General features: G+C 62.3%; 26 protein-coding genes. 9 read left to right on the forward strand and 17 right to left on the reverse strand.

The genetic code is table 11. The features are described from left to right. Positions 1–164: 164 nt before the first annotated feature. Both FHX10_RS28145 and FHX10_RS28150 read left to right on the forward strand, forming a co-directional pair. Entirely contained in the window at positions 165–1,712 is a 1,548-nt protein-coding gene (locus FHX10_RS28145) for a sigma-54-dependent transcriptional regulator (RefSeq protein WP_028755997.1), read from the forward strand. A gap of 178 nt (positions 1,713–1,890) precedes the next feature. Further along, on the forward strand, positions 1,891–3,747 hold the full coding sequence (locus tag FHX10_RS28150; RefSeq protein WP_028755996.1) for a DUF882 domain-containing protein: 1,857 nt from the start codon (positions 1,891–1,893) through the stop codon (positions 3,745–3,747). A gap of 166 nt (positions 3,748–3,913) precedes the next feature. Here the strand turns inward: FHX10_RS28150 and FHX10_RS28155 are convergent, their stop codons facing one another. The 3 genes from FHX10_RS28155 to FHX10_RS28165 all read right to left on the reverse strand — a co-directional run bounded on the left by FHX10_RS28155 (position 3,914) and on the right by FHX10_RS28165 (position 5,378). Continuing rightward, positions 3,914–4,177, reverse strand: coding sequence for a DUF2312 domain-containing protein (locus tag FHX10_RS28155; RefSeq protein ID WP_008533181.1), 264 nt, complete (start codon positions 4,175–4,177; stop codon positions 3,914–3,916). A gap of 91 nt (positions 4,178–4,268) precedes the next feature. Next, entirely contained in the window at positions 4,269–4,574 is a 306-nt protein-coding gene (locus tag FHX10_RS28160) for a DUF1244 domain-containing protein (protein WP_028755995.1), read from the reverse strand. 15 nt (positions 4,575–4,589) lie between these two features. Next, positions 4,590–5,378: an N-formylglutamate amidohydrolase gene (locus tag FHX10_RS28165; RefSeq protein ID WP_028755994.1), complete on the reverse strand. Its 789-nt coding sequence runs from the start codon at positions 5,376–5,378 to the stop codon at positions 4,590–4,592. Positions 5,379–5,580: 202 nt separating this feature from the next. On the opposite strand from FHX10_RS28165, the gene FHX10_RS28170 reads away from it, so the two are divergent. The 3 genes from FHX10_RS28170 (at position 5,581) to FHX10_RS28180 (ending at position 8,280) form a co-directional block, all read left to right on the forward strand. Next, positions 5,581–6,066, forward strand: a complete 486-nt coding sequence (locus tag FHX10_RS28170; protein WP_017967841.1) for a DUF1036 domain-containing protein — start codon at positions 5,581–5,583, stop codon at positions 6,064–6,066. After that, positions 6,066–7,505: a pyruvate kinase gene (gene pyk, locus FHX10_RS28175; RefSeq protein WP_028755993.1), complete on the forward strand. Its 1,440-nt coding sequence runs from the start codon at positions 6,066–6,068 to the stop codon at positions 7,503–7,505. Before FHX10_RS28170 ends, pyk begins: the two co-directional genes overlap by 1 nt. Before the next feature lie 139 nt (positions 7,506–7,644). Beyond that, on the forward strand, positions 7,645–8,280 hold the full coding sequence (locus FHX10_RS28180) for a LysE family translocator (protein WP_028755992.1): 636 nt from the start codon (positions 7,645–7,647) through the stop codon (positions 8,278–8,280). Between the two features lie 2 nt (positions 8,281–8,282). Here FHX10_RS28180 and FHX10_RS28185 read toward each other — a convergent pair whose 3' ends face one another. The 3 genes from FHX10_RS28185 to FHX10_RS28195 are packed head-to-tail and all read right to left on the reverse strand — an operon-like array spanning position 8,283 to position 9,657. Further along, the gene (locus tag FHX10_RS28185; RefSeq protein WP_028755991.1) at positions 8,283–8,840 is read right to left on the reverse strand and encodes a DUF4865 family protein; all 558 of its coding nucleotides are present in this window, start codon (positions 8,838–8,840) and stop codon (positions 8,283–8,285) included. Further along, the gene (locus FHX10_RS28190) at positions 8,837–9,241 is read right to left on the reverse strand and encodes a cupin domain-containing protein (protein WP_028755990.1); all 405 of its coding nucleotides are present in this window, start codon (positions 9,239–9,241) and stop codon (positions 8,837–8,839) included. The genes FHX10_RS28185 and FHX10_RS28190 overlap by 4 nt, the downstream gene beginning before the upstream one ends. Beyond that, positions 9,238–9,657, reverse strand: coding sequence for a tautomerase family protein (locus tag FHX10_RS28195; RefSeq protein ID WP_028755989.1), 420 nt, complete (start codon positions 9,655–9,657; stop codon positions 9,238–9,240). Before FHX10_RS28195 ends, FHX10_RS28190 begins: the two co-directional genes overlap by 4 nt. Positions 9,658–9,774: 117 nt before the next feature. Here FHX10_RS28195 and FHX10_RS28200 point away from each other — a divergent pair, with 117 nt between their 5' ends. Beyond that, a complete protein-coding gene (locus FHX10_RS28200) occupies positions 9,775–10,671 on the forward strand; it encodes a LysR substrate-binding domain-containing protein (RefSeq protein ID WP_028755988.1) in 897 nt (298 codons plus the stop codon). A gap of 230 nt (positions 10,672–10,901) precedes the next feature. After that, positions 10,902–11,708 carry a phytanoyl-CoA dioxygenase family protein gene (locus tag FHX10_RS28205; protein WP_028755987.1) on the forward strand — a complete coding sequence of 269 codons (807 nt, stop codon included), beginning with the start codon at positions 10,902–10,904 and terminating at the stop codon, positions 11,706–11,708. Positions 11,709–11,801: 93 nt separating this feature from the next. On the opposite strand, the gene FHX10_RS28210 is transcribed toward FHX10_RS28205, so the two are convergent. The 3 genes from FHX10_RS28210 to FHX10_RS28220 form a co-directional block, all read right to left on the reverse strand. Continuing rightward, positions 11,802–12,776 (reverse strand): threonine/serine dehydratase, encoded by a 975-nt coding sequence (locus tag FHX10_RS28210; protein WP_028755986.1) that lies wholly within the window; start codon positions 12,774–12,776, stop codon positions 11,802–11,804. A 154-nt stretch (positions 12,777–12,930) separates the two neighbouring features. Further along, positions 12,931–14,667, reverse strand: coding sequence for a gamma-glutamyltransferase (gene ggt / locus FHX10_RS28215; protein ID WP_028755985.1), 1,737 nt, complete (start codon positions 14,665–14,667; stop codon positions 12,931–12,933). Between the two features lie 73 nt (positions 14,668–14,740). Beyond that, complete coding sequence (locus tag FHX10_RS28220) at positions 14,741–15,595, reverse strand: helix-turn-helix transcriptional regulator (RefSeq protein ID WP_028755984.1); 855 nt, start codon at positions 15,593–15,595, stop codon at positions 14,741–14,743. A 116-nt stretch (positions 15,596–15,711) separates the two neighbouring features. Between FHX10_RS28220 and FHX10_RS28225 the strand changes: the two genes are divergently transcribed. Then, positions 15,712–16,428: an SDR family oxidoreductase gene (locus FHX10_RS28225; RefSeq protein ID WP_028755983.1), complete on the forward strand. Its 717-nt coding sequence runs from the start codon at positions 15,712–15,714 to the stop codon at positions 16,426–16,428. Positions 16,429–16,453: 25 nt separating this feature from the next. On the opposite strand, the gene FHX10_RS28230 is transcribed toward FHX10_RS28225, so the two are convergent. From FHX10_RS28230 to FHX10_RS28255, 6 genes are all read right to left on the reverse strand, one after another. Continuing rightward, positions 16,454–17,509, reverse strand: coding sequence for an alpha/beta fold hydrolase (locus FHX10_RS28230; RefSeq protein ID WP_029867997.1), 1,056 nt, complete (start codon positions 17,507–17,509; stop codon positions 16,454–16,456). A gap of 118 nt (positions 17,510–17,627) precedes the next feature. Continuing rightward, positions 17,628–18,242, reverse strand: a complete 615-nt coding sequence (locus FHX10_RS28235; RefSeq protein WP_028755487.1) for a tetratricopeptide repeat protein — start codon at positions 18,240–18,242, stop codon at positions 17,628–17,630. Between the two features lie 112 nt (positions 18,243–18,354). Continuing rightward, the gene (gene ykgO / locus FHX10_RS28240; protein WP_003582204.1) at positions 18,355–18,480 is read right to left on the reverse strand and encodes a type B 50S ribosomal protein L36; all 126 of its coding nucleotides are present in this window, start codon (positions 18,478–18,480) and stop codon (positions 18,355–18,357) included. Between the two features lie 164 nt (positions 18,481–18,644). Beyond that, a complete protein-coding gene (locus FHX10_RS28245; protein WP_029867995.1) occupies positions 18,645–19,721 on the reverse strand; it encodes a 5-(carboxyamino)imidazole ribonucleotide synthase in 1,077 nt (358 codons plus the stop codon). Beyond that, positions 19,718–20,212 (reverse strand): 5-(carboxyamino)imidazole ribonucleotide mutase, encoded by a 495-nt coding sequence (gene purE / locus FHX10_RS28250; protein WP_028755489.1) that lies wholly within the window; start codon positions 20,210–20,212, stop codon positions 19,718–19,720. The genes FHX10_RS28245 and purE overlap by 4 nt, the downstream gene beginning before the upstream one ends. An 18-nt stretch (positions 20,213–20,230) precedes the next feature. Then, a complete protein-coding gene (locus FHX10_RS28255) occupies positions 20,231–20,434 on the reverse strand; it encodes a YdcH family protein (RefSeq protein WP_017968168.1) in 204 nt (67 codons plus the stop codon). 228 nt (positions 20,435–20,662) lie between these two features. Between FHX10_RS28255 and FHX10_RS28260 the strand changes: the two genes are divergently transcribed. Continuing rightward, positions 20,663–20,836 carry a YdcH family protein gene (locus tag FHX10_RS28260; RefSeq protein ID WP_003542831.1) on the forward strand — a complete coding sequence of 58 codons (174 nt, stop codon included), beginning with the start codon at positions 20,663–20,665 and terminating at the stop codon, positions 20,834–20,836. Between the two features lie 274 nt (positions 20,837–21,110). Here FHX10_RS28260 and FHX10_RS28265 read toward each other — a convergent pair whose 3' ends face one another. Both FHX10_RS28265 and FHX10_RS28270 read right to left on the reverse strand, forming a co-directional pair. Next, positions 21,111–21,371 carry an ArsR/SmtB family transcription factor gene (locus tag FHX10_RS28265; protein WP_017962043.1) on the reverse strand — a complete coding sequence of 87 codons (261 nt, stop codon included), beginning with the start codon at positions 21,369–21,371 and terminating at the stop codon, positions 21,111–21,113. 121 nt (positions 21,372–21,492) lie between these two features. Then, on the reverse strand, positions 21,493–22,257 hold the full coding sequence (locus tag FHX10_RS28270) for a sulfite exporter TauE/SafE family protein (RefSeq protein WP_028755490.1): 765 nt from the start codon (positions 22,255–22,257) through the stop codon (positions 21,493–21,495). Positions 22,258–22,272: the final 15 nt, after the last annotated feature.

A 22,272-nucleotide genomic window follows, 5' to 3' on the forward strand; every position in this document is an offset into this window, starting at 1 on the left:
GCGTGAGAAGCCCCCGCATCAAGGGATTTTCGGCGCATGAAAGGCGTCGCTTCGGCATGAAAATGACCCGTTCCAATCGTTAAAATGCAATTGTTTCTCAAAACTGGATGTTCAAGCCTTTCTGTCAGAGTGCGCTTTATGGTTTCGCATGAAGTGAGGCGACAATGACCGGTTACAATGAGCTCAAGGGAGCAGGGCAAATCCTCGTGGTCGAGGACGACCCGGTGCAGCGCCGCCTGCTCAAGAACGCAATCGAGCGTCACGGCCATGTCGTGCACCAGGCGGAGAACGGCCGTATCGGCCTGGAAATGGTCAAACGCGACGGCGGCCTTTTCAACGTCATCGTGCTCGACCTGATGATGCCGGAGATGACCGGCCTCGAATTCCTCGACGCGCTCCACGAGTTCGGCACGCAGATCCCGGTCATCGTGCAGACGGGCCAGGGCGGTATCGAAACGGTGGTGCAGGCAATGCGCGCCGGCGCCTTCGATTTCGTCGTCAAGCCGGTCTCGCCTGAACGCATCGCCACGTCGATCTCGAACGCGATGAAACTCGACCAGCGCGAGGTCAAGGCGCGGGCCGGACGCCGGTCGCGCTCAGGCTCGGTCGGCTTCGACGACATCGTATCGGCAAGCCCGGCGATGATCCGCGTCATCGATCTCGCCCAGCGGGCGGCCCAATCCAACATTCCCGTCGTGCTCGAAGGCGAATCCGGCGTCGGCAAGGAGCTGGTGGCGCGCGCCATTCAGTCCGGCGGCGACCGCTCGAACAAGCCCTTCGTCACCGTCAATTGCGGGGCGATCCCGCATAATCTCGTCGAGAGCATTCTCTTCGGTCACGAGAAGGGCGCGTTTACCGGCGCGACCGAACGCCATATCGGCAAATTCATGGAAGCCGACGGCGGCACCATTTTCCTCGACGAGATCGGCGACCTGCCGCTCGAAGTCCAGGTGAAGCTCCTGCGCGCCGTGCAGCAGGGCGAAATCGAGACCGTCGGTGCGCGCACCGCGCATAAGGTCAATGTCCGACTGATCTCGGCGACCAACAAGGATCTGATCGAGGAGGTCAAGAACGGCCATTTCCGCGAGGATCTCTACTATCGCCTCAATGTCTTCCCGATCACCATTCCGGCGCTGCGCAAACGCAAGGAAGATATTCCCAATCTGGTGCGCGTCTTTGCCGATCGCTTCTCCAGCGAACAGAAGAGCGGCCGCCGTATGACGGTGAACTCAGGCGCGCTGGCGTTGCTGACCGCCTATGACTGGCCGGGCAATATCCGCCAGCTCGAAAACGCGATCTTCCGCGCGGTCGTTCTGGCCGAAGGGCCGGAGCTGACCGAAGCGGACTTCCCGCAGATCGCTGCCCAGCTTCCGGAATACGAGGTGGTGGATCACCTGGCGCTGGTTGCCGACAATACCGGCCTCGATCCCGACGATAGCTATGGTGAGGAGTTCCGGGCGTCGATATCGGGGGAGGTGCACCACCACCGCCTGTCCGAAGCCTCGGAAAACGCGATCGCCAGCGTCAATCCCGCCGGAGATGTGCGCAAGCTTGCCGATGTCGAGGAAGAACTCATCCGATTCGCACTCAAATTCTATCGCGGGCAGATGAGTCAAGTGGCACGGAAGCTCGGCATTGGCCGATCCACACTTTATCGCAAGCTCAAGGATTACGGTATCGATCCCGATAATCCCCAGAAAGATGCGGCTTAAGCGCTTTTTGTTAAGACTAAGGCAACCACGATTTGTTACCGGTCATAAACCACTTGTTAGTGGCTCGTTCACTATGTAAAGAAAAGGTTGATCATGTGTGGCATTTTTGCCATCGTGTGACCGCATTTGACAGTCATCTGAGACAGTACGGGACATTGTCTGTCTGACGGGGATCGAGTTGCCGAATCTGAATGGGAATTCTAAGCCTTCGCGCTTGAGCTGGCGTTCGTTGGGCGCCAACATTTGCGGAAAGGCAATAAGGACGGTAGCGGCCGCCCTTCTTGCGCTTGCGGTTTCCTCACCGGTATTCGTTGGTACACCTTCGCAGGCAGCGGGCGACACCCGCAGCCTGAAGCTCTATTTCATTCATACCGGCGAAAAAGCCGTCATCACCTACAAGCGCAACGGCAAGTTCGACCCCAAGGGTCTGGAGCAGCTGAACCGCTTCCTGCGCGACTGGCGCAAGAACCAGCCGACGAAGATGGACCCGCGCCTGTTCGACCTGATCTGGGAAGTCTATCGCCAGAGCGGTTCGAGGGACTATATCAACGTCGTCTGCGGTTTCCGTTCGCCGGGAACCAACGAGATGCTGCGCGGCCGCTCGCGCAATTCCGGGGTCGCCGAAAAGAGCCAGCATATGCTCGGCAAGGCGATGGATTTCTTCATTCCCGACGTCAAGCTGGCGACGCTGCGCGCCATCGGCATGAAGATGCAGGTCGGTGGCGTTGGTTTCTATCCGAAGTCGGGCTCGCCCTTCGTGCACATGGATGTCGGTGGTGTTCGCGCCTGGCCGCGCATGAGCCGCGACGAGCTGGTCCGGCTCTTCCCCAACGGCAATACCATTCATATTCCGGCTGACGGCAAGCCGCTACCGGGCTACCAGCAGGCGATGGCCGACTATAAGCGCCGCGCCAGCGGCACGCAGATAGAGATCGCCAGCGCTTCCGAATCGGCGCCAAAACATAAGACGCTGTTTGCCGCGCTGTTTGGCGGCGGAGCGGACGAGCAGGAAGACGAGTCGGATGATTCGACGCCTGTTGCCGTCGCCAAGGCGACGCCGCCGAAGGCGGAGCCCGCCCCGGCTGAGCCCGCTCCGGTCGAGCCGCAGCAGACCGAAGTCGCCGATCTGAACGCGCCCGTGCCGCAGGTTCGCCCCGCATTCAGCGGTCAGCCGGCCGGCAGCGAAGTGGCGAGCGCGCTCGTCGCACCGCCTTCGGGTAATGCCGCACAGCAGGCTCTTGCGGCGGCCCTTCCGGCCGACCAGGCGCCGCCGCAGCAATTCGCCGATCTCAGCGCCTACAGCATTCCGGTTCCCTCGCTTCTCGGCCCGCGCCGCGCGCCCGGCGACGCCGAGGTCGCGTCCGTCGATCCTAGCGTGCTGACGGGTGCGAACGGATTGCCGGTTCCGACGCCGATCGAACGCCCCTCCGTTGCCGAGAACCTGCTTGCCGCCGCCGATGCCGATCCGGAAGCAGATGCCGACGAAGCCGATCAGGACGCGCTGTCTCCTGCCGTCGCCGATGCGCTCGAGCAGCAGCGGAATGAGGGTGAAAGCGAGATCGCGTCGAAGGGGCCGGTCACGGTGGAGCAGGCGATCAACGCCGCGATGACGCAAAAGCCGGCTGCAAAGCCGCCGCTCGAGCTTGCAGCTTTGGCGCCGATGACCAAGTCGGCAAGCTTCGGCGATGGTTTCGACGAGCCGGCCGCCGAAAGCGCCGTGGCACAGGGCCTTCCCACCAAGGGTGGTCGCCCGACGCAGAAGGAAGCCGCAGCAGCGGATGCCAGCCGCACGACGGTGCGCACCGAGCCGAAGCTGACGGAAAAGATGATTTCGCAGTGGGCGCTTACCAACGCTCGGCTCGAAATGGCTTCCAAGCAGGTCAAGGCGCCGCGTTTCGTCAGCCAGACGATGCGCGCCCAGCCGACCGCCGTCTACGCCGAGGGCTTCAATATCAAGACCGCCTCGGTCGACCCGGCCCGCTTCAGCGGCACGGCTGTGAACTTCATGGAAGTGCGCAAGTTCAACACGAATTGAGCCGGCCAATCACGGAAATATCGAAAAACCGCCGGAGCGATCCGGCGGTTTTTCTTTTGGCTGCTTCGATCGGGCAAGATGGCCGTTTGGCCAAGCGGATTCTAAGCAAAAGAAAAGCCGCCGGGCGAAGGCCCGGCGGCTTGGTCGACATCAGTATGCCGGCGGATCAGCCTTCCGGCGGCGCCTCGATCATCCCGAGCGCGTGCAGATAGGTGTCGAGGATTGCTTCCTCTTCCATGCGCTCCTGCTCGTCCTTCTTGCGCAGCGCCACGACCTTCTTCAGGATCTTGGTGTCGAAGCCCATTCCCTTGGCTTCGCCATAGACGTCCTTGATATCGTCGGCGATGGTCTTCTTTTCTTCTTCCAGCCGTTCAATGCGCTCGATGAAAGCGCGAAGCTGATCGCGGGCGACGCCATGAGCATCAGACATCGTGTTCTCCTGATTTTCCGGTGATTAATTTTGGATGCACGTGACTGCCGCGAAGCGGCGTCACGGTCAAGCCTGTTCGGGGCAAGCCGGGCTATTTGTGTGGGTTGTTCAGTTCAAAAGCAGCCTTTTGCACAGGCGAGGCCTCGTTCTGGTGAAGATTCTTCCAGTCCTCATAGGGCATGCCATAGACCATCTCGCGCGATTCGTCCCTGGTAACGGCGACACCTTCGGCCTCGGCGGCTTCGCGATACCAGTTCGACAGGCAGTTGCGGCAGAAGCCGGCCAGATTCATCAGATCGATGTTCTGAACGTCGCTGCGTTCACGAAGATGTGCGACGAGGCGGCGGAAGGCGGCGGCCTCGAATTCGGTCTGCTGTTCCTTGCTGAGCGTGGTCATTTCGCTCTCCTTCGTTCAATAGGGACCGGTGCGTGAGAGGTGGACGTCGTATTCGTGCAAGGCGGGATCGGCATTCATCGCCGCAAAGATCGGCGCCAGGCGTCCGGCCCATGCCGATATGCCGGCGTCGTCTCCCATCAGATCCTGGCGCACCTCGAGCAGCGCGTGCGGAATGCCCGTAATCATGCAGTGGCGGTACATGGTATCGCCCTTCAGCGCCCCGTCATAGGGTTCGTTGTCACCGACCACGAGATCGGGATCGGCGCGCAGCATGTCAAGCAGCGGGCCGACGGCGCGATGATCGCTGTCCCAGAGTACGGCGGCGTGCCAGGGGCGGGGAGTACCTTTCCAGGCCGGGGTGAAGGAGTGCAGCGACAGCACCAGCGGAGCCCGGCCGGTGGCATTCGCCACGCTGTCGATCGTTGCGGCCACGGCATCGTGATAGGGGCGATGGAAGGTTTCGATGCGGTGGTCCCACTCTTCCTGGGTGATCGGATGGTTGCCGGATATGACGGCGCCGTCTGATATTTTCATGATCAGCGTCGGATCGTCCTCGCCGCGGTTCGGGTCGATCAGCAGGCGCGAGAAGCCGCCGAGCACGGCGGGCACGCCGAGTCTTGCCGAAAGCTGCCGCGTCAGGCCCTCGATGCCGATGTCATAGGCGATGTGGCGGGCAAAAGCCGCGTCGGGCAGTCCGAGCCGGCCATATCGCGCGGGGAGGCGGTTCATCGCGTGATCTGCGAGGATCACCATGCCTTTGTCATGTTTGCCGGATAGGATTTCGAAGGATTGGAAGTCGTCCATCAGGGAATTGCCGTTCGTCATTGCGCCGTCGGGCGCAGTGATCGCATGCACCTGCGGCGGGTTCAAGCGCGGCAGGTGGGGAGAGGTCGAGCCGCACCCTCGACAGGCGGTATATGAAAGGAAATATAATCGATTAGCATTGCGTTGACTTTCGCTTGACGGCGGCGCAAGAAGACACGGATACGAATAACCGTGGAGCTATTTGGGAGCCGTGTTGATCCAAGCCGCGCCAAGTTTCCTCACGCGGTCCGGGCCGCTGGTCCGTCTCGCTCTGTTCGCTCTTGCAGCTGCCATGCCGTTTTTTATCGCAGATGCCGCACGCGCCGATTTTCGCGTCTGCAACGGAACACAGAATCTCGTCGGCGTCGCCATCGGATACCGGGCCAAGGATGGCTGGGTGACGGAGGGCTGGTGGCAGGTGCCGGCAACGACCTGCGCTACGTTGATCGAGGGAGAATTGCAGTCGCGCTATTATTACCTCTACGCAGAGGACGCCGCCCGGGGGGGACGATGGACGGGTGACGTGCAGATGTGCGTGGCGGAAAACGAATTCAAGATCACGGGTGTGCAGGATTGTTATGCCCGCGGTTACCAGAAAATGGGATTCAAGGAATATGATACGGGCCGCCAGGGTAGCTGGATGGTTCAGCTCTCCGACACCCCAGGGACGCAAGAAAGCCAGAATTGATGAAGCGCAATCGCAAAATTAAAATCCTCGCCACCCTCGGGCCAGCCTCCTCCGAGGAATCGATGATCGAGAAGCTGCACCAGGCCGGTGCGGATGTCTTCCGCATCAATATGAGCCATGCGAGCCACGACCTGATGCGTACGCTCATCCAGCGCATCCGCTCGGTCGAGGCGCGCTCCGGCCGGCCGATCGGCATTCTCGCCGACCTGCAGGGGCCGAAACTGCGCGTCGGCAAGTTCGTCGACAGCAAGGTGGACCTGAAGCCCGGCCAGACCTTCACGCTCGACAACAACGAAGCGCTTGGCGATCAGAACCGCGTCTATCTGCCGCATCCGGAGATCCTGGAATCGGTGCAGCCCGGCCACCGCCTGCTGATCGACGACGGCAAGCTCGCTCTGCGCGCAGAAAAATGCGACGGCAAGAGCATCGTCACGACAGTTATTTCGGGCACGCGCATTTCCGACCGCAAGGGCGTCAGCCTTCCCGACACGCTGCTCGGCGTCGGCGCATTGACGGATAAGGACCGCGCCGACCTCGACGCCGTGCTCGCCACCGACGATGTCGACTGGGTGGCACTGTCCTTCGTCCAGCGTCCGGACGACCTTGCCGAAGTGCGCAAGATCGCCCGCGGCCGTGTCGGCCTGATGTCGAAGATCGAGAAGCCGCAAGCTCTCGAACGCATCGAGGAAATCATCGAGCTTTCCGACGCGTTGATGGTCGCCCGCGGCGATCTCGGCGTCGAAATGCCGCTCGAATCGGTTCCCGGCATCCAGAAGCAGTTGATCCGCGCCTGCCGCCGTTCGGGCAAGCCGGTGGTCGTCGCCACCCAGATGCTGGAATCGATGATCTCGGCGCCGGTGCCGACGCGCGCTGAAGTTTCCGACGTCGCGACCGCCGTCTTCGAAGGTGCGGATGCCGTCATGCTTTCGGCCGAATCGGCCTCGGGCGACTACCCCGTCGAAGCCGTTTCGACGATGGCGTCGATTGCCACCGCCATCGAGCGCGAGCCGCATTATCCCGGCATCATCTATGCTCAGCGAGCCCAGCCGGAAGCGACCGGCGCCGACGCGATCTCGCTTGCCGCCCGCCAAATCGCCGAGACGCTGAAACTGTCGGCAATCGTCTGCTACACCTCGTCGGGCACCACAGGCCTTCGCGCTTCGCGCGAGCGTCCGCAGGTGCCGATCCTGGCGCTGTCGCCGATCATCAAGACGGCGCGCCGGCTTGCCATCGTCTGGGGCCTGCATTGCGTCGTCACCCATGATGCGACCGATCTTGACGACATGGTCAATCGTGCCTGCCGCATCGTCGCCGACGAAGGTTTCGGCAAGCCGGGCGATCGCATCATCATCTCGGCCGGCGTGCCGCTCGGCACGCCCGGCGCCACCAATATGATCCGCATTGCCTATATCGGCTCCGACGGCCAGAGCGGCGTCTGATCCGATCGTGTCCCTTCGAAAGCCCGCTGCCTCAAGAGGCGGCGGGCTTTTTCGTTGAAGGGCCGGCATTGCCAAGGTTGGCGACACGTGCAAATTTCGAACCTAGCGCTGGAATTGCTCCAGGTTCGGAGGGATCATCATGGATATCGTCACGCTTCTGGCTTTTGCAGCTGTTTCCTTCGTCGGCATCGCGACGCCGGGGCCGACGGTGCTGCTGGCATTGACCAACGGTTCGAGGCACGGCCTGCGCCGGGCGATTGCCGGCATGATCGGCGCGGTGCTGTCCGATTTCGTGCTGATCGGCGCCGTCGCGATCGGGCTCGGTGCGCTGCTGGCGGCATCGGAATTCTGGTTCTCGATGCTGAAATGGGCGGGTGCTGCCTATCTCACTTTTCTCGGTATCATGCTGCTGCGCTCGAAGGGCACGATCGACGCGGCGTTGAAGTCCGGGGCGCCTGCGGGTGCGACATCGCCCTTCTCGATCGGACTGAAAAGCTTCATGGTCGCGGCGACCAATCCGAAGGGCTATCTGTTCTTCTCGGCCTTCCTGCCGCAGTTCATCGATCCGGCCCTGCCGCAGGCAACGCAATATGCGCTGCTTGCGCTGGTCTTTGCCGCACTCGATTTCCTCATCATGTTCGGCTACGCCTTCTTCGGCTCGCAAGCGGTGCGTTTCCTGAAAACCTCAGGCGCCATGTGGCTGGAGCGAGCCTGTGGTGGTGCGCTGCTGGCGCTTGCCGGTTCGCTGGCCTTCTACCGCCGGGCAACTGTCTGAGTTCAGGATCGGGCCAGGGATAGATGGCCGACGCGATAGGCCTGCGTTTGCTCGTCAATCTCGGGAATCTCTCGCCAGAGCCTGAAGCGCACCCGTGTCCAGTTCGTCGGTTCGAAGGCGGAGACCGAGGCGAGCGCGCCGGCTGTCGCAACGTCGGCTGCAGCCTCTGCGCTTTCGGCGCGGCGGATATCGGCGAGCAGCGCGTAAGGCTCTATCCGCAGGATATCGCGTGTGGCGAACCTGGCTGAGGCGATATCGGACGAGATTTCTGCCTGCCAGACGATCCAGGTCCTCACCTGCGGCCAGCCGAAGGCGCTGGTGAGAGCCTCGAACCCGGGGCCGCAGAGGAAGTCGCTTGCTCCTTCCGGCTTCTGCCAGAGATAGAAGGGCGCGTAGAGATTGTCGCGGCTGCCGAACTCCCCCTTGCGAGCGCTGAGATAGGCTTTGAAACCGAGATTGGGAAAGCCGTCGAGCAGCGGACCCTTGTCGCGGATGCGGCGATCGATGATTGACATGTCGTAATCGCCGGGCAGGGTGAAGCCGTATTGCATGGCGATCATGACCGTTTCTCCACCGGTTGCAGCCATTCGACGACGCTGCTGTTTTCCGTGGGCTGGACACTGATATAGCTGAAGGGGCTGTCATCGGCGGCGCCATGCCAGTGACGCTCGCCGGGCGCAAACCAGACGGCATCGCCGGCACGCAATGCTTCGATCGGGCCGCCGTCGTTCTGCGCCAACCCATGACCTGAGAGCACATAGAGCAATTGACCCCTGGGATGGGTGTGCCAACGGGTGATGGTGCCGGGATCGAGCGTCGCCCGCATCGCGGTGTTCTCGCCATCGGCGCTGCCTTCGAGCAGCATCTCGACCCAGAAGGGCGCCGTCGCGACGCCCTCTGGCGAGCGGACCGCCTTGCCGGAGCGTCTAACAGTCGTGATCTTCGGGTTCGAAACGCTCATTGCCGGCCTCCGACCGCACGCAGCCGCCAGTCGGGGTCGGTCATCTGGGCGATGCCGTCGCCGAAGGACCAGTCTTCCGGGGCGCTGGTGCTGATGACGATCATCACATCCTCGGGCCGAAGGCCCGGCGATTGCGCCAGGAGTTCGGCGAGCCGCCGATAGAGCGCCGCCTTCATCTCGGCCGTGCGAGGCCTGCCGATCGTGATGGAGATGTAGACGAAATCGGCGGAGCGCGGGCCGGAGAGGTAGGTGCGGTCGAAGATCAGCTCGTTCTCGTCATGCTGGTGTATAGTCTGGAAACGGTCGTTTTCGGGCACGTCGAAGGTCTCGACCAGTGCACGCTGGATGCTGTCGGCTAGCGCCGTGAGATAGTCCGGCGACTTGCCTTTGCGAAGAGAAATGCGAACGAAGGGCATCGGGATCTCCATGGTTAGGGCCGTCTGTCGGCCTTGACAGCAGAACCATCGCACGGCACGATGATACTGAAAATCAGAATTTTATGGATTAATGATCCTGAAAAATAGGATTATAAGATGCGGCGGACGATCTTCGATCTTGATGTGCTTCGAACCTTTTCGACCGGCATGGAGCTCGGTAATTTCGCCAAGGCGGCCGAGCGGCTCGGGCGGTCGACCTCGGCAGTGAGCGCGCAGCTGAAGAAGCTGGAGGAACAGGCGGGCACGCCGATCTTCCGCAAGGCCGGGCGCGGGCTGGCGCTGACCGATGCCGGCGAGACGATGCTCGGCTATGCCAGGCGGCTGCTGGAACTCAACGACGAGGCGGCTGCGGCTGTTCACAGCGTCGAGCTGGAGGGCTGGGTGCGGCTCGGCCTGCAGGAGGACTTCGGCGAAAGCCTGTTGCCGGAGGTGCTCGGCCGCTTCGCGCGTGCCCATCCGAAGGTTCGCATCGAAGCGCGGGTGGTGCGCAATGCCGAGCTGCTCGAGCGTGTCACATCAGGCAAGCTTGATCTGGCGCTTGCCTGGAGCGATGGCACGCTGACCGCCCATTGCGAGCGGATCGGCGAGGTGCCGATGCGCTGGATCGGACCTGCCGAGGGGCCGCCGGGCTGGCAGGCCGCAAGTGGTGAGCCGATGCCGCTTGCCTCGCTGGAGGCGCCGTGCCTGTTGCGGAGCGCAGCAACCAGGGCGCTTGATGCGGCGGGCATTTCCTGGCGGCTCGCTTTCGTCAGCCCCAGCCTGGGCGGTCTCTGGGCCGCGACGGCGGCAGGCCTCGGTCTCACCATCCGCACGCCGATCGGTCTGCCGGCGAAGGTGCGGCCGCTGGCGCCCGAGACGGTCGGCCTGCCCGATTTGCCGAAGCTCGGTCTGATCCTGCACCGGGCGGAAGCCGAGCCGCAGCCGGCGGCGGCACGCCTTGCCGAGCTCGTACTGCAGTCGGTGCATGGTGCGTTGCGCGAGGTGCTGGCCTGACATCTCCGCATTGACCCTTCGAGCGCGAGCCTGTAGCTTCGCACCGCTATGAAGACGATCACCCTCAATATCGCGACAATCTTCTTCTTGAGCCTCTAAAGGCTCTGCCTTCGGGCATCAGAAGATGCGGCTACTGACCAGCCTTCGCGGCTGGCTCGTTGCCGTTGTTGTAACCACCCTGCGTCTGGCCAAGGAAAGAGCCGGCAGGTTTGGCGATAGAGAGAGCTTTCATGACATCAGCTGTTTACCCGCCGGCGCTGAGCGCTGCGCAGATCGAGCAATTCATCGAAGACGGCTTCATCAGGATCGACGACGCTTTTCCCCGCGCATTGGCCGAGGAAGCTCGTGCCATCATGTGGCGCGATATTCCCTTCGATGCCGATGATCCAAGCACGTGGACGCAGCCCGTCGTGTGGCTTGCCGGTTATGGCGGCGGACCGTTCGAGAAAGCCGTCAATACGCCGGTATTGCATCTGGCCTTCGACCAGCTCGTCGGCAAGGGACGCTGGCAACCACGCGATGGGCTTGGCAGCTTCCCGGTCCGCTTTCCCCATCCCGATGATCCCGGCGATGCGGGCTGGCATGTCGACCTCAGCTTCCCCGGCGAGGATGGCGATCCGAACGAGCAACGGGACTTTTCGGCATGGCGGGTGAACATCACCTCGCGCGGGCGGGCGTTGCTGATGCTCTTCCTGTTTTCGGATGTCGGGGAGGAGGATGCGCCGACCCGTATCCGCGTCGGTTCGCACAAGGATATCGCCCGCCTTCTGGCGCCGGCGGGCGAAGCGGGAATGGCGCATCTCTGGTTGGAACATGTCGGCGAAGAGCGACCGCTGGCCTTGGCGACAGGGCCGGCGGGCACTGTTTATCTCTGCCATCCGTTCCTGATCCATGCAGCGCAGATGCATCGCGGCGGGGAGCCGCGTTTCATGGCGCAGCCCGGCCTTGCGCCTTGCGAACCGCTTCGCCTCGAACGGCAGGACGGCGCCTATTCGCCGGTCGAAATCGCAATCCGCCGGGCGCTTCGGGAGCATTAGCAGAGACGGGATGCATTCGGCCGCGCAAACCGGCTGCATGACATCTGCAGTTTCCATCTCCAGGCGGGCGGCTGGCGGTCGCCCGCGCGCTATCTAGCCGAAGCGTTCGAGCGCCATGGCGAAGATATCAGCGTCGACGTTGCCACCTGAGGTGACGGCGACGACCGTGTCGCTTTCCAGCGCCTCGCCATGGAAGAGAGCGGCCGCCAGCGCCACGGCGCCGCCGGGCTCGACGACGATCTTCAGCCGTGTGAAGGCGAGCGCCATGGCGCGCAGCGCTTCCTCGTCGGTGACGACGATGCCGGCGCCGGCGAGACGCTTGAGGATCGGGAAGGTGATGTTGCCGGGCTGCGGCGTGACGATCGCATCGCAGATCGAGCCTGACACCGAGGCGTTGCGTTCGATCCCGCCGGAGGCGAGCGAGCGGGTGGTGTCGTCGAAATCCTTCGGCTCGCAAGGGCGGACGCGGAAGCCGGGGGCACTGGCTTCCAGGGCGAGCGCGATTCCGGAGGTCAATCCGCCGCCGCCGCAGGGAACGAGAACTTCGGCTGATGTCACGCCTTCCTCTTCGGCCTGTTCGGAGATTTCGAGACCGGTCGTGCCCTGGCCGGCAATGACAAGCGGTTCGTCGAAGGGTTTGATCAGCGTCAGGCCGCGCTCGGCCGAAAGTTTCGCGCCGATCTCGTCGCGGTCCTCGTTGACGCGGTCGTAAAGGACGACTTCGGCGCCGAAGGCGCGGGTGTTCGCGATCTTCAGCTTCGGCGCATCGCTCGGCATGATGATGACGGAGGGGACGTTGTGCAGCTTGGCCGCAAGCGCAACACCCTGGGCGTGGTTGCCGGAGGAGAAGGCGATGACGCCCTTCGAGCGCACCGCCGGATCGAGCCCGGAGACCGCCGACCAGCCGCCGCGAAACTTGAACGAACCGGTATGCTGCAGGCATTCCGCCTTCACGAACAGACGCCGGCCGGCGATCTCGTTGAGGAAGGGGGAAGAGAGAAGCGGCGTGCGTCTGATATGACCGCGCAGGCGGGCGCGGGCTGCGACAATCATTTCAATGCTGGCCATGCGGGAATCTTTCTGCTTGCGGGTTCGCTCATGCATAGGGCGCGGCCAGCCAATTGTGAACGGCGACTTTGTCACGGTGACATGAATATGGCGATGCTGCCTTTGCGGCTCTTGGAGCCGCATCGTGCCTGGTCGATCAGGCGATCCGCCGTCGTCAGTAACCGTTCGCCGACCCCTCCGCCGCGCGGCTGTCCATGGCGCCGTTATATCGGGCGCCGCCACCCTTTTCGATGGCGGCAAGGCTTTTGCCGCCGACGAGGATGCCCGCGGCTTGGCCCCATTGTGGCGCGTCATTGCCGCCATCGAAACTGTAGCCCATGGCGGCGAGCGTCTTTTCGGTATCGGGCGAAAGCGCATAGGGTTCGAGATAGATCTTGTCGGGCTGCCATTGATGGTGCACACGCGGAGCATTGACCGCCTGGCTGATATCCATGCCGAAATCAACGACGTTGAGGATCGCTTCCAGCGTGATGGTGATGATGCGCGAGCCGCCGGGGCTGCCGATCACCATGAAGGGTTTGCCGTCCCGGGTCACGATCGTCGGGCTCATCGAGGAGAGCGGCGTCTTCTTCGGGGCGATGGCATTGGCCTCGCCCTGCACCAGTCCGTAGAGGTTCGGCACGCCTGTTTTGGAGGTGAAATCGTCCATCTCGTTGTTGAGCAGGACGCCGGTGCCCGGCGCCACGACGGCGGCGCCGAAGGAGCCGTTCAGCGTATAGGTGACGGCAACCGCGTTGCCCTCGTCGTCGATGATCGAATAATGCGTCGTCTCGGTGCTTTCCTTGCCGCCGAGCGGTTTGAGGTTCGCCGAGGTGCCGGCCTTGTACGGATCGATCTTGGCGGCGATTTCCAAGGCATACTTCTTGTCGAGCAGTTTCGTGACCGGGTTTTCGACGAAATCGGGATCACCGAGTGCGGCATTGCGGTCGACATAGGCATAGCGCATCGCCTCGACCATGATGTGTACGGTTTCGGCCGAATTGTAGCCGAGATAGGAGAGCGGATAGCCTTCGAGAACATTGAGGATCTCGCAGATGATCACGCCGCCGGAGGAGGGCGGCGGCGAGGAGATGATGTCGTAGCCGCGGTAATTGCACTCGATCGGCTTCAACTCGCGCACGGCATATTGCTCGAAATCCTCCTTGGCGAGAATGCCGCCCTGGGCTTGGCTCGCCTTGACGATCGCTTCGGCGGGCGCGGCCTTGTAGAAGGCGTCGGGACCTTTTTCGGAGATGCCGGCCAGGACGGCGGCAAGGTCCGGCTGCAGGAGTTTCTCACCCGATGCATAGGGCTTGCCGTCGGGTTTCAGGAAGATCTTCGCTGCCGCATCATCCTTGGCGAGGCGCTTGGCGCTGCCGGCGAAACTTGCAGCGTCACCCTGTTCCAGCGTGAAGCCCTCTTTGGCGAAACGGAGTGCCGGCGCGATCAGATCCTGGCGCGATTTCGTGCCGTATTTTTCGCGTGCGGTCTCCAATCCCATGACGGAGCCGGGCACGCCGACGGCGAGATAACCGTCGAGGCTGGCGCGCGGCACGATATCGCCCTTGGCATCGAGATACATGGTCTTCGTCGCGGCAAGCGGCGCGCGTTCGCGGAAGTCGAGGAAGGTCTTCGTACCGTCTTTCAGGCGGATGGTCATGAAACCGCCGCCGCCAAGATTGCCGGCCGAGGGATAGACGACCGCCAGGGCATAACCGACGGCGACCGCCGCATCGACGGCGTTGCCGCCGCTCTTCAGCACCTCGACGCCGACATCGGTCGCCAGATGCTGGGCGGTGACGACCATGCCGTGCTCGGCTTCGACTGGTGCGGGCGAGGCGGCGAAAGCCGAGGTCAGGCCCAGCGACAATGCTGATATGACGGAGATCGTCCCGATATGCAGGCGGCCCATGATTTCCCTCCTATGGACAATGATGGAAAACATATGGGGCTGCGGCAGTTCGCGGCAATGCAAGGGATCAGCTTTAGGTGAGGAGTTCGGCGAGTTTTCTGTTGGTCTCGTCGTCATCGAGGGGCGTATAGACGATGAGCTTCATCTCCGGCCGGTTCGTGAGTGTCAGGCCGGTATGCTCGAAGGACATGCGGCCCTTGACGGGATGGTCGATACGCTTGATGCCGGACAGCGGGCTGATGACCTCGTGGCGCTGCCACCAGTCGCGAAATTCAGGGCTTGCCTCTTTCAGCAGTGCGATCAGCCGTTCAAAATCCGGATCACCGGCATAACGCGCGCTGTCGGCCCGGAACGTCGCCAGCGAGACGCGGGCAACCGATTCCCAATCGACGAGCAGCCGGCGATGCGCGGGGTCGGCGAAGAGACGGTGCATGATGTTGCGTTCGTCGCGGTCGAGCGTGTCATAACCGCCGAAAAGCACGTCGGCGGCACGGTTCCAGGCAAGCACGTCCCATCGACGGCCGAGCACATAAGCCGGCTGGTGGGTCAGATTGGCGAGCATGCGCTGCAGCGGTTCGTCGACGCATTCGGGAGCAGAAGACGTTGGTTGTGGCGCCTGGCGATTGTTGAGGGTGAAGAGATGCCGTCGCTCGGCCTCGTCGAGGCGCAGCGCATCGGCAAGGGCGTTGAGGACCTGCACGGAAGGCCTGATGTCGCGGCCCTGTTCCAGCCATGTGTACCAGGTGGTGCCGACGCCAGCGAGCATGGCGAGTTCCTCGCGCCTCAGACCCGGCGTGCGCCGACGAAGTCCCTCCGGCAGGCCGACCTCGGAGGGCGTCAGCCGCTCGCGGCGGGATCGCAGGAAGGCCGCGAACTCGCGGCGGCGGGCTTCGAATGTGTCGGCTCTTTGGTCCATGGCAGTATTCATATCAGTATCGATACCAGGATAAAACTGGAACTGGTTGCCGTTTCCAGGCCACGCATGATGCCGGTGTCGCAGGTGCTTGAAGCGCCTGCAGCCCGATCAATTCAAGGAGCAGCATCATGTCTTTGCAGCATGTGGTCGTCATCGGCGGTTCTTCCGGCATCGGCCTCGCCACGGCGACATTACTTTTGAAACAAGGATATAGGGTCACTATTGCAGGCCGTGACGGCGAAAAACTCGCGGCGGTCAAGGCTTCGCTCGATGGTAATCTGCGCAGCCTGGTGCTCGATGCGACGCAGCTTTCCACGCTCGGGCAGGCTTTTGCCGGGATCGGCGCGTTCGACCATCTGGTGCTGGCGATGGGCAGCGGCCATGGCGCCGGACCTTTTGCATCGCTCGATATGGCGGATCTGCTTGCCGGGTTCCAGACCAAGCTCATTCCGCATGCCGCGGTAACCCAGGCGGCGTTGCCGCTGTTGCAGCCGGGCGGCAGCATCACTTTCGTTTCGGCGGTCAGCGCGCAGGCCGCGATGCCCGGTACGGCTGGGCTTGCTGCCGTCAATGCCGGCATCGAGGCGATGGTGCCGGTGCTGGCGGCCGAGTTGAAGCCGTTGCGTGTCAACGGCGTTTCCCCTGGGGTCGTCGATACGCCTTGGTGGAGTTTCCTGCCGCCTGAGCAGCGCGGCAGCGTCTTTGCAGATTTCGCAGGCCGCACGCCGGTCGGCCGTGTCGGCAGGCCGGAGGATATTGCGGAGGCGATCGCCTTCCTGGTCGGAAACACCTTCATGAGCGGCCATATCATCACCTGCGATGGCGGCGTGCGTCTTGGCGCCTGAGGCAGGTAAATTCAAACCGGAGAGGTCATGCGCCGTGCAGGGCGCCTGGCCCCAATGGCGACACGGCTGCGACCTTTCGATCACGTGATGCGGCGGCAAGCCTTTCCTCGGCGCTGCGGGCGATTGCCTGCAGGTCGCGCGGCTTGCCTGATATCTTCTCCATGGCGGCGATGACGACATCGGTTGCGAGGTAGTCCGGCTTATGGCCGACGCCGCGAACGGTGATGAGCTCGGAGCCCGATATGTCGCGGGCAAGGCCGCGCGAATGCAGGTGCTCCCAGACGATCTCGTCGCGGTCGCCTGTTATGATGACGGTCGGCGCGGTGATCTGCGAGTAGAGCGGCGACTGTTCCTTCACATAGGCCAGCAGTCTTTTGAAATCGGCGGCGTTATTGTGGAAGGCGCGGGGCCGCAGCACCAGTGACGGGCCGGTTTTTTCGATATAGTCGGCCGGGCGCGGATTGGGGCGGAAGACGTTCAGCGTGCCGCGCTCCAGCCGGCTCAGCCCGAGCGGCACGACGATCGCATGGTTGAAGAGCCAGCCGACGACCGGCACGGTTGCGACATGATAATACCAGTCGATGCCGCCCGGCCATGGATGGGTGGCGGGTGCGAGGAACAGCAGGCCTGATGTCTTATCGGGATGGCGCAGGCCGAAGGCGGCGGTGATCGCGCCGCCGAAGGAATGGCCGACAATGATCGCCTTCTCGATGCCGCGCTTTTCCATCAGCCTGGCGATCGCATCGGCCTGGCCGGAGGGAACGGCGTTCTCAGGGCCGCCGCGCTCGGAATAACCATGACCGGGACGATCAACGAACAGCATTTCCGCCCGGCCTTCGAGTGCTGCGTGAAAGGCGACGACCTGGTCGAGCAGATTGCCGCTGGCGCCATGAATGAAGACAAGCGGCGGCAGATCCGCATTTTCGGGACGCTTGATGTGGACGGCATTCATGCAGTAGCCGCCGACATCCGTCAGTTCGCCGATATTGGGATAGGCGTGTTCGAATTGCCGCGCCTTATAGGATGAGTAACCGATGGCGGCGGCGAGCGGGGCGAGAAGAGCGGAAACTTCTGCAAGCATGATGTTAACAACGAGCGACAGTTGCGGGATGAGCTGCGGGCGAACAAACCGCTACATCATTCCCTCTATATTCTAAAATTGCGCGACGTGATCCGACGTCAAGATGTCAGCCCGGGAATCAGGTGCGGTTGCCGGCGAGTTTTTCGGCAAGCGTGTTGACCTGTTCCTGCGCGGTGCGTTCGGCGGGATAGACATCGAGGAAACGCTCCCAGGCCTTCAAGGTCAGTTGGTCGTTGCCGGAATTGCTAAGAATCGCCGCCATGCCGGAGAGTGCGCCGAAATGGCGCGGCTCGAGATCGAGCACACGTTCGATGTCGGACATCGACTTGCGATAATTGCCCATGACGAAATTCAGCGTGGCGCGGCGGTTCCAGCTTTCGGCATAATCGGGCTTCAGCGCGATCGCCTCGTCGAGGAAGTCGAGGGCAGCCGGATTGCGCTTTTCCTCGATCGCCTTGTCGGCCCACTGCATCAGCAGATTGATGGTGGCGCTGCCGGAATCGTTCCATTCCATGCGGATTTCATTGGCGATGCTGCTGGCCTTGTCGGGGTCGCGCTCACGCTTCAACTGGCTGAAGAGCTGGTCGAGGTGCTGCTTCGGCGAACTGCTGACATCCGTCTGTTCGACGATGACGTCCTTTTCCGCGGCGGTGGCCGGAAAAGTGGCGGAGAGGAGAATGAGGGCGAGCGGCAGCGCCGCTGATGTCAAAGCAAAAAAGCGCATGGCGGACATATTAGCCCGCCAACGCCGAAGATCAAACAAATTTGACGTGATCACCATAGTGACCCACCGGATATATCCGCCGGCGCAAGCTCACGCGGCGCGGCGATCCGGATGCGCGAAATCAGCCCTGACGAGCCTTGTAGCGCGGGTTCAGCTTGTTGATGATGTAGATGCGGCCCTTGCGGCGAACCAGACGGTTGTCACGGTGACGAGCCTTGAGCGACTTGAGCGAATTCTTGATCTTCATTTTTCTGATCCGCGATCTCTATGGGGGAATTCACATTCGCCCGTATCTTTAACAATCAAAAGCGCGCCATCGGGCGCGCTCTTTAGGTGGGGGAGCAGATACCTCTTCACCTTTTCCATGTCAACCGCATGAAGGTGTTTTTCCCAAGGCGTCGCGGTGTTTTCTCAAGCCGAAACCGGTGATTTCGGCGTCAAGGTGGTGACGTGGCCCATCTTGCGGCCGGAGCGCCACTCGGTCTTGCCATAGAGATGAACCAGCGTATCGGGACGCTGCAACCAGTCGGGAACGGCAAGGATATCGTCGCCGATCAGGTTCTGCATGACGCAGTCGGAATGACGCTCGCCATTGCCGAGCGGCAGGCCGGCGACGGCGCGGATATGCTGCTCGAACTGGCTGACGACGCAGGCGGCTTCCGTCCAGTGACCGGAGTTGTGGACACGCGGCGCCATCTCGTTGGCGATCAGACCACCGTCGCGCAGCACGAAGAATTCGATGCCGATGACGCCGACATAGTTCAAGGCGGCGAGGATCTTTTCGGCCGATCGGCGCGCAATATCCGCCGTCGCTGGCGAGATCGTAGCGGGAACCGTCGAGGTGTGAAGGATGCCGCTGCGGTGGACATTCTCGGCGGGATCGAAGCAGACGACCGTGCCGTCGGTGGCCCGCGCGGCGATGATCGAGACCTCGCGCTCGAAGGCGACGAAACTTTCGAGGATGAGTGGCACGCCGCCGAGCGCGGCATAGGCGCCATCTGCGCTGTCGGCCACGGAGCGGAAAACCATCTGGCCCTTGCCGTCATAACCGAGACGGCGCGTCTTCAGCACGCCCTGACCGCCGAAATCCTTCAGTGCCATCTCGAGATCGGCCTGGCTGTCGACCGCATGGAAGCGGGCGGTCGATATGCCGCAGCCATTGAGAAAGCGCTTTTCGACGAGGCGGTCCTGGGCGGCTTCCAGTGCCTTCGGCGGCGGATAGACGGACACGCTCGCCGAGAGCGTCTCGGCAGCTGCGACGGGCACGTTCTCGAATTCGTAGGTGACGACATCGCAGATATCAGCGAGTTCGGCGAGTGCCGCCGGATCGTCATAGGCGGCGGTAATCTGCCGGTTGGCGAGCTGGGCGGCCGGGCAGTCCGCCTGCGGCTCGAGGATGATCGTGCGAAAATTCAATCTGGCGGCGGCAATGGCCAGCATGCGGCCAAGCTGGCCGCCGCCGATTATGCCGATCGTTCTTGCCGTCATAGGTCGTCCATCGGGTATTCGGCGACGGCGGCACTCTGGCGCTCGCGCCATTCGTCGAGCCGGTCGGCGATTTCTTCGTCGGAAAGGGCAAGGACGGCTGCGGCGAGAAGGGCGGCATTGACCGCGCCGGCCTTGCCGATGGCGAGCGTGCCCACCGGAATGCCGGCCGGCATCTGCACGATGGAAAGAAGGCTGTCCTGGCCGGACATGGTCTTTGACTGGACCGGCACGCCGAAGACCGGCAGCGGCGTCATCGATGCGGCCATACCCGGCAGGTGGGCAGCGCCGCCGGCGCCGGCGATGATGACCTTGAAGCCCTCCGCCCGCGCTCCCTTGGCGAAATTGACCAGCCGGTCGGGTGTGCGGTGCGCCGAAATGATGCGCGCATCGTAAGGGATCTCAAGCGCCTCCAGCGTGTCGGCGGCGTTCTTCATGGTCTCCCAGTCGGACTGGCTGCCCATGATGATGGCGACGGGCGGTCTGTCTGTCATCGTTGCTGCTATTCCCTCTCAGGCGATGATGTCAGGGATGATCTGATCTTCCAGCTTGGAGAGCCTGTCCTTGATGACGAGCTTCTTCTTTTTCATACGCTGGATCCGCAGAGCATCGCATCCGGTCTGGATCATGGCGTTGATCGCGGCGTCGAAATCCTCATGCTCCTGGCGCAGACGCGCCACTGTGAGCCTGATTTCCGCCTGTTCCTGATCGGCCATATGCAATCCCCGTTATCGTGCTCGGACGTTGTCCGATCTGCCGATGATTTCCGCAAGCTCCTATCACCAAATACAGGTAACGGCTAGTTAGTCTTGATCATGAAATTGCCATCCAGTCTTCATCTTTTGGCCTTCGACAAGCCTTCAAAAATATGTCACAGTCCCCGCCGTTGACACCTTGATCCCCGACGATGTTGGCCGGGGAGGGTAAGAGGAAGGAAGGGTCATATGACTGTTCAAGCTCATCTTGAGTCACTCCAGAAAAAGCATGTTGCTCTCGAGGAGGAGTTGCACGCGCTCAGAACATCTCCCTCTATTTCCGATACGGAACTTGCCGAATGCAAGCGCCGCAAGCTGCGCATCAAGGACGAGATTCAGCGTCTTAAGTCATCCGTCCACTGATCTTCCCAAGGGTCGCCGGACGATCATCTTGCGCAAAGAGGTAAATCCATCCATTCCGCCTAAAATCAGCAAGAACCGGTGATCACACACTCGATTTGCGCCAGTCCGATGCCCGCCGCATCGCGGCTGGCGCTTTTGGTTCGTCAAGCTTCAAAGGGGCTGATGATCCGTGTCGAGTTTCCGGCCGGCATAATTTAACCCTGAAGCGGAACTGCTCGGGATAAAATTATGCAATTCAAAGTGATAAAACGTCCTCAGAGACGCGTGACGTGCATCAGGCCCAGAATTGATCAAGCCATAAATTGAGCGTGTCGAAGCCGCGGTTGTTGACCGCGTAGATGCGCTTCGTGCCTTCGGATGTCACCGAAACAAGATTGCTGTCCAACAGCGCTTTCAGGTGTTGCGAAACGGCGGGGCGGCTGATCGGCAGACCCTCGGCGAGCTCATTGACCGTCCGTGGTGCGCGGCGCAGTTCCTCCAGCAGAAACCGCCGGTTCGGATCGGCAATCGCAGAGAAAGGGTCCGTGTTCGACATGGCGGGAACGCTACGTCAAACCGGGCGCTCCAGCAAGGAAATTGTGCATTGCAGCGTGCGGCAATTCAAAGTGCTGCAGCGTTCCTCGCGCGTCTCAAAAGAAGCGCGGCGCTCCAGGGTTTCACCAACCAAGGCCCTCGTGCACGATCAGGAAGGCAGCGATCAGCGCCATCGCATACATGAAGGGATAGAAGATCTGTGGCCTCATGCGGCGCACGCACCATGCGCCGGCAAAGGTGGCGAGCGGGGCGAAGGGCAGGAGCGTCGCGGAGGTCGCAAGGTTCTGGGTGTCGAGTTGGCCGAGCGCGAAATAGGGGATCAGCTTGATGGCGTTGAGGATCGCAAAGAAGCGCACGCTGGTGCCGGTATATTCGCGTGGCTGCAATTTGAGCGGCAGGGCATAGATCTGGAAGGGCGCGCCGCCGGCATGGGCGACGAAGCTGCCGTAGCCGGAAAATGTGCCCCAGAGGCTGGCGGCCACCGGCCGCTGGCCGCGCGGCGGGACCACCTTGCCGGCGCCCGGGCCGAAATTATTCCAGAAATAGCGCAGGCAGAAGAGGATGGTCACCGCGCCGATGACAATGCGCAGCATGCTGCCCGGAACGAGCGCCGAGGTCGCCCAGCCGAGCGCGATGCCGAAGACTGCGCCCGGCAGCATGATCTTCAGCGTCGCCCAGTCGCCATGCTTGCGCCAGATGACGAGCGAGATCATGTCCATGAAGACCAGGATCGGCAGCAAGATCGCTGCCGCTTCGACCGGCGAGACGACGAGGGCGAGGAAAGGCAAGCCGATCAGCGACAAAGCGTCGCCCATGCCGCCCTTTGCGAGGCCCACCAGCAGAACCGCGGGCACGGCGGCGTAGTAGAATGACAAATCCTGCGGCATGCTTTCGACGTCCTC

The organism is Rhizobium sp. BK591 (genome assembly GCF_014195045.1).
In the GTDB taxonomy this organism is placed as follows: Bacteria; Pseudomonadota; Alphaproteobacteria; order Rhizobiales; family Rhizobiaceae; genus Rhizobium; species Rhizobium anhuiense.

What these genes read in the sequence shown, in the direction of transcription:
- FHX10_RS28145 (WP_028755997.1), top strand. Translation starts at nt 165, where the DNA reads ATGACCGGTTACAATGAGCTCAAGGGAGCAGGGCAAATCCTCGTGGTC.
- FHX10_RS28200 (WP_028755988.1), top strand. Translation starts at nt 9,775, where the DNA reads ATGCGGCGGACGATCTTCGATCTTGATGTGCTTCGAACCTTTTCGACC.
- FHX10_RS28155 (WP_008533181.1), bottom strand. Translation starts at nt 4,177, where the DNA reads ATGTCTGATGCTCATGGCGTCGCCCGCGATCAGCTTCGCGCTTTCATC.
- FHX10_RS28210 (WP_028755986.1), bottom strand. Translation starts at nt 12,776, where the DNA reads ATGGCCAGCATTGAAATGATTGTCGCAGCCCGCGCCCGCCTGCGCGGT.
- FHX10_RS28190 (WP_028755990.1), bottom strand. Translation starts at nt 9,241, where the DNA reads ATGAGCGTTTCGAACCCGAAGATCACGACTGTTAGACGCTCCGGCAAG.
- FHX10_RS28270 (WP_028755490.1), bottom strand. Translation starts at nt 22,257, where the DNA reads ATGCCGCAGGATTTGTCATTCTACTACGCCGCCGTGCCCGCGGTTCTG.
- FHX10_RS28255 (WP_017968168.1), bottom strand. Translation starts at nt 20,434, where the DNA reads ATGGCCGATCAGGAACAGGCGGAAATCAGGCTCACAGTGGCGCGTCTG.
- FHX10_RS28195 (WP_028755989.1), bottom strand. Translation starts at nt 9,657, where the DNA reads ATGCCCTTCGTTCGCATTTCTCTTCGCAAAGGCAAGTCGCCGGACTAT.
- FHX10_RS28160 (WP_028755995.1), bottom strand. Translation starts at nt 4,574, where the DNA reads ATGACCACGCTCAGCAAGGAACAGCAGACCGAATTCGAGGCCGCCGCC.
- FHX10_RS28260 (WP_003542831.1), top strand. Translation starts at nt 20,663, where the DNA reads ATGACTGTTCAAGCTCATCTTGAGTCACTCCAGAAAAAGCATGTTGCT.
- FHX10_RS28230 (WP_029867997.1), bottom strand. Translation starts at nt 17,509, where the DNA reads ATGCTTGCAGAAGTTTCCGCTCTTCTCGCCCCGCTCGCCGCCGCCATC.
- pyk (WP_028755993.1), top strand. Translation starts at nt 6,066, where the DNA reads ATGAAGCGCAATCGCAAAATTAAAATCCTCGCCACCCTCGGGCCAGCC.
- FHX10_RS28185 (WP_028755991.1), bottom strand. Translation starts at nt 8,840, where the DNA reads ATGATCGCCATGCAATACGGCTTCACCCTGCCCGGCGATTACGACATG.
- FHX10_RS28220 (WP_028755984.1), bottom strand. Translation starts at nt 15,595, where the DNA reads ATGAATACTGCCATGGACCAAAGAGCCGACACATTCGAAGCCCGCCGC.
- ykgO (WP_003582204.1), bottom strand. Translation starts at nt 18,480, where the DNA reads ATGAAGATCAAGAATTCGCTCAAGTCGCTCAAGGCTCGTCACCGTGAC.
- FHX10_RS28180 (WP_028755992.1), top strand. Translation starts at nt 7,645, where the DNA reads ATGGATATCGTCACGCTTCTGGCTTTTGCAGCTGTTTCCTTCGTCGGC.
- FHX10_RS28265 (WP_017962043.1), bottom strand. Translation starts at nt 21,371, where the DNA reads ATGTCGAACACGGACCCTTTCTCTGCGATTGCCGATCCGAACCGGCGG.
- purE (WP_028755489.1), bottom strand. Translation starts at nt 20,212, where the DNA reads ATGACAGACAGACCGCCCGTCGCCATCATCATGGGCAGCCAGTCCGAC.
- FHX10_RS28235 (WP_028755487.1), bottom strand. Translation starts at nt 18,242, where the DNA reads ATGTCCGCCATGCGCTTTTTTGCTTTGACATCAGCGGCGCTGCCGCTC.
- FHX10_RS28225 (WP_028755983.1), top strand. Translation starts at nt 15,712, where the DNA reads ATGTCTTTGCAGCATGTGGTCGTCATCGGCGGTTCTTCCGGCATCGGC.
- FHX10_RS28245 (WP_029867995.1), bottom strand. Translation starts at nt 19,721, where the DNA reads ATGACGGCAAGAACGATCGGCATAATCGGCGGCGGCCAGCTTGGCCGC.
- ggt (WP_028755985.1), bottom strand. Translation starts at nt 14,667, where the DNA reads ATGGGCCGCCTGCATATCGGGACGATCTCCGTCATATCAGCATTGTCG.
- FHX10_RS28205 (WP_028755987.1), top strand. Translation starts at nt 10,902, where the DNA reads ATGACATCAGCTGTTTACCCGCCGGCGCTGAGCGCTGCGCAGATCGAG.
- FHX10_RS28165 (WP_028755994.1), bottom strand. Translation starts at nt 5,378, where the DNA reads ATGGACGACTTCCAATCCTTCGAAATCCTATCCGGCAAACATGACAAA.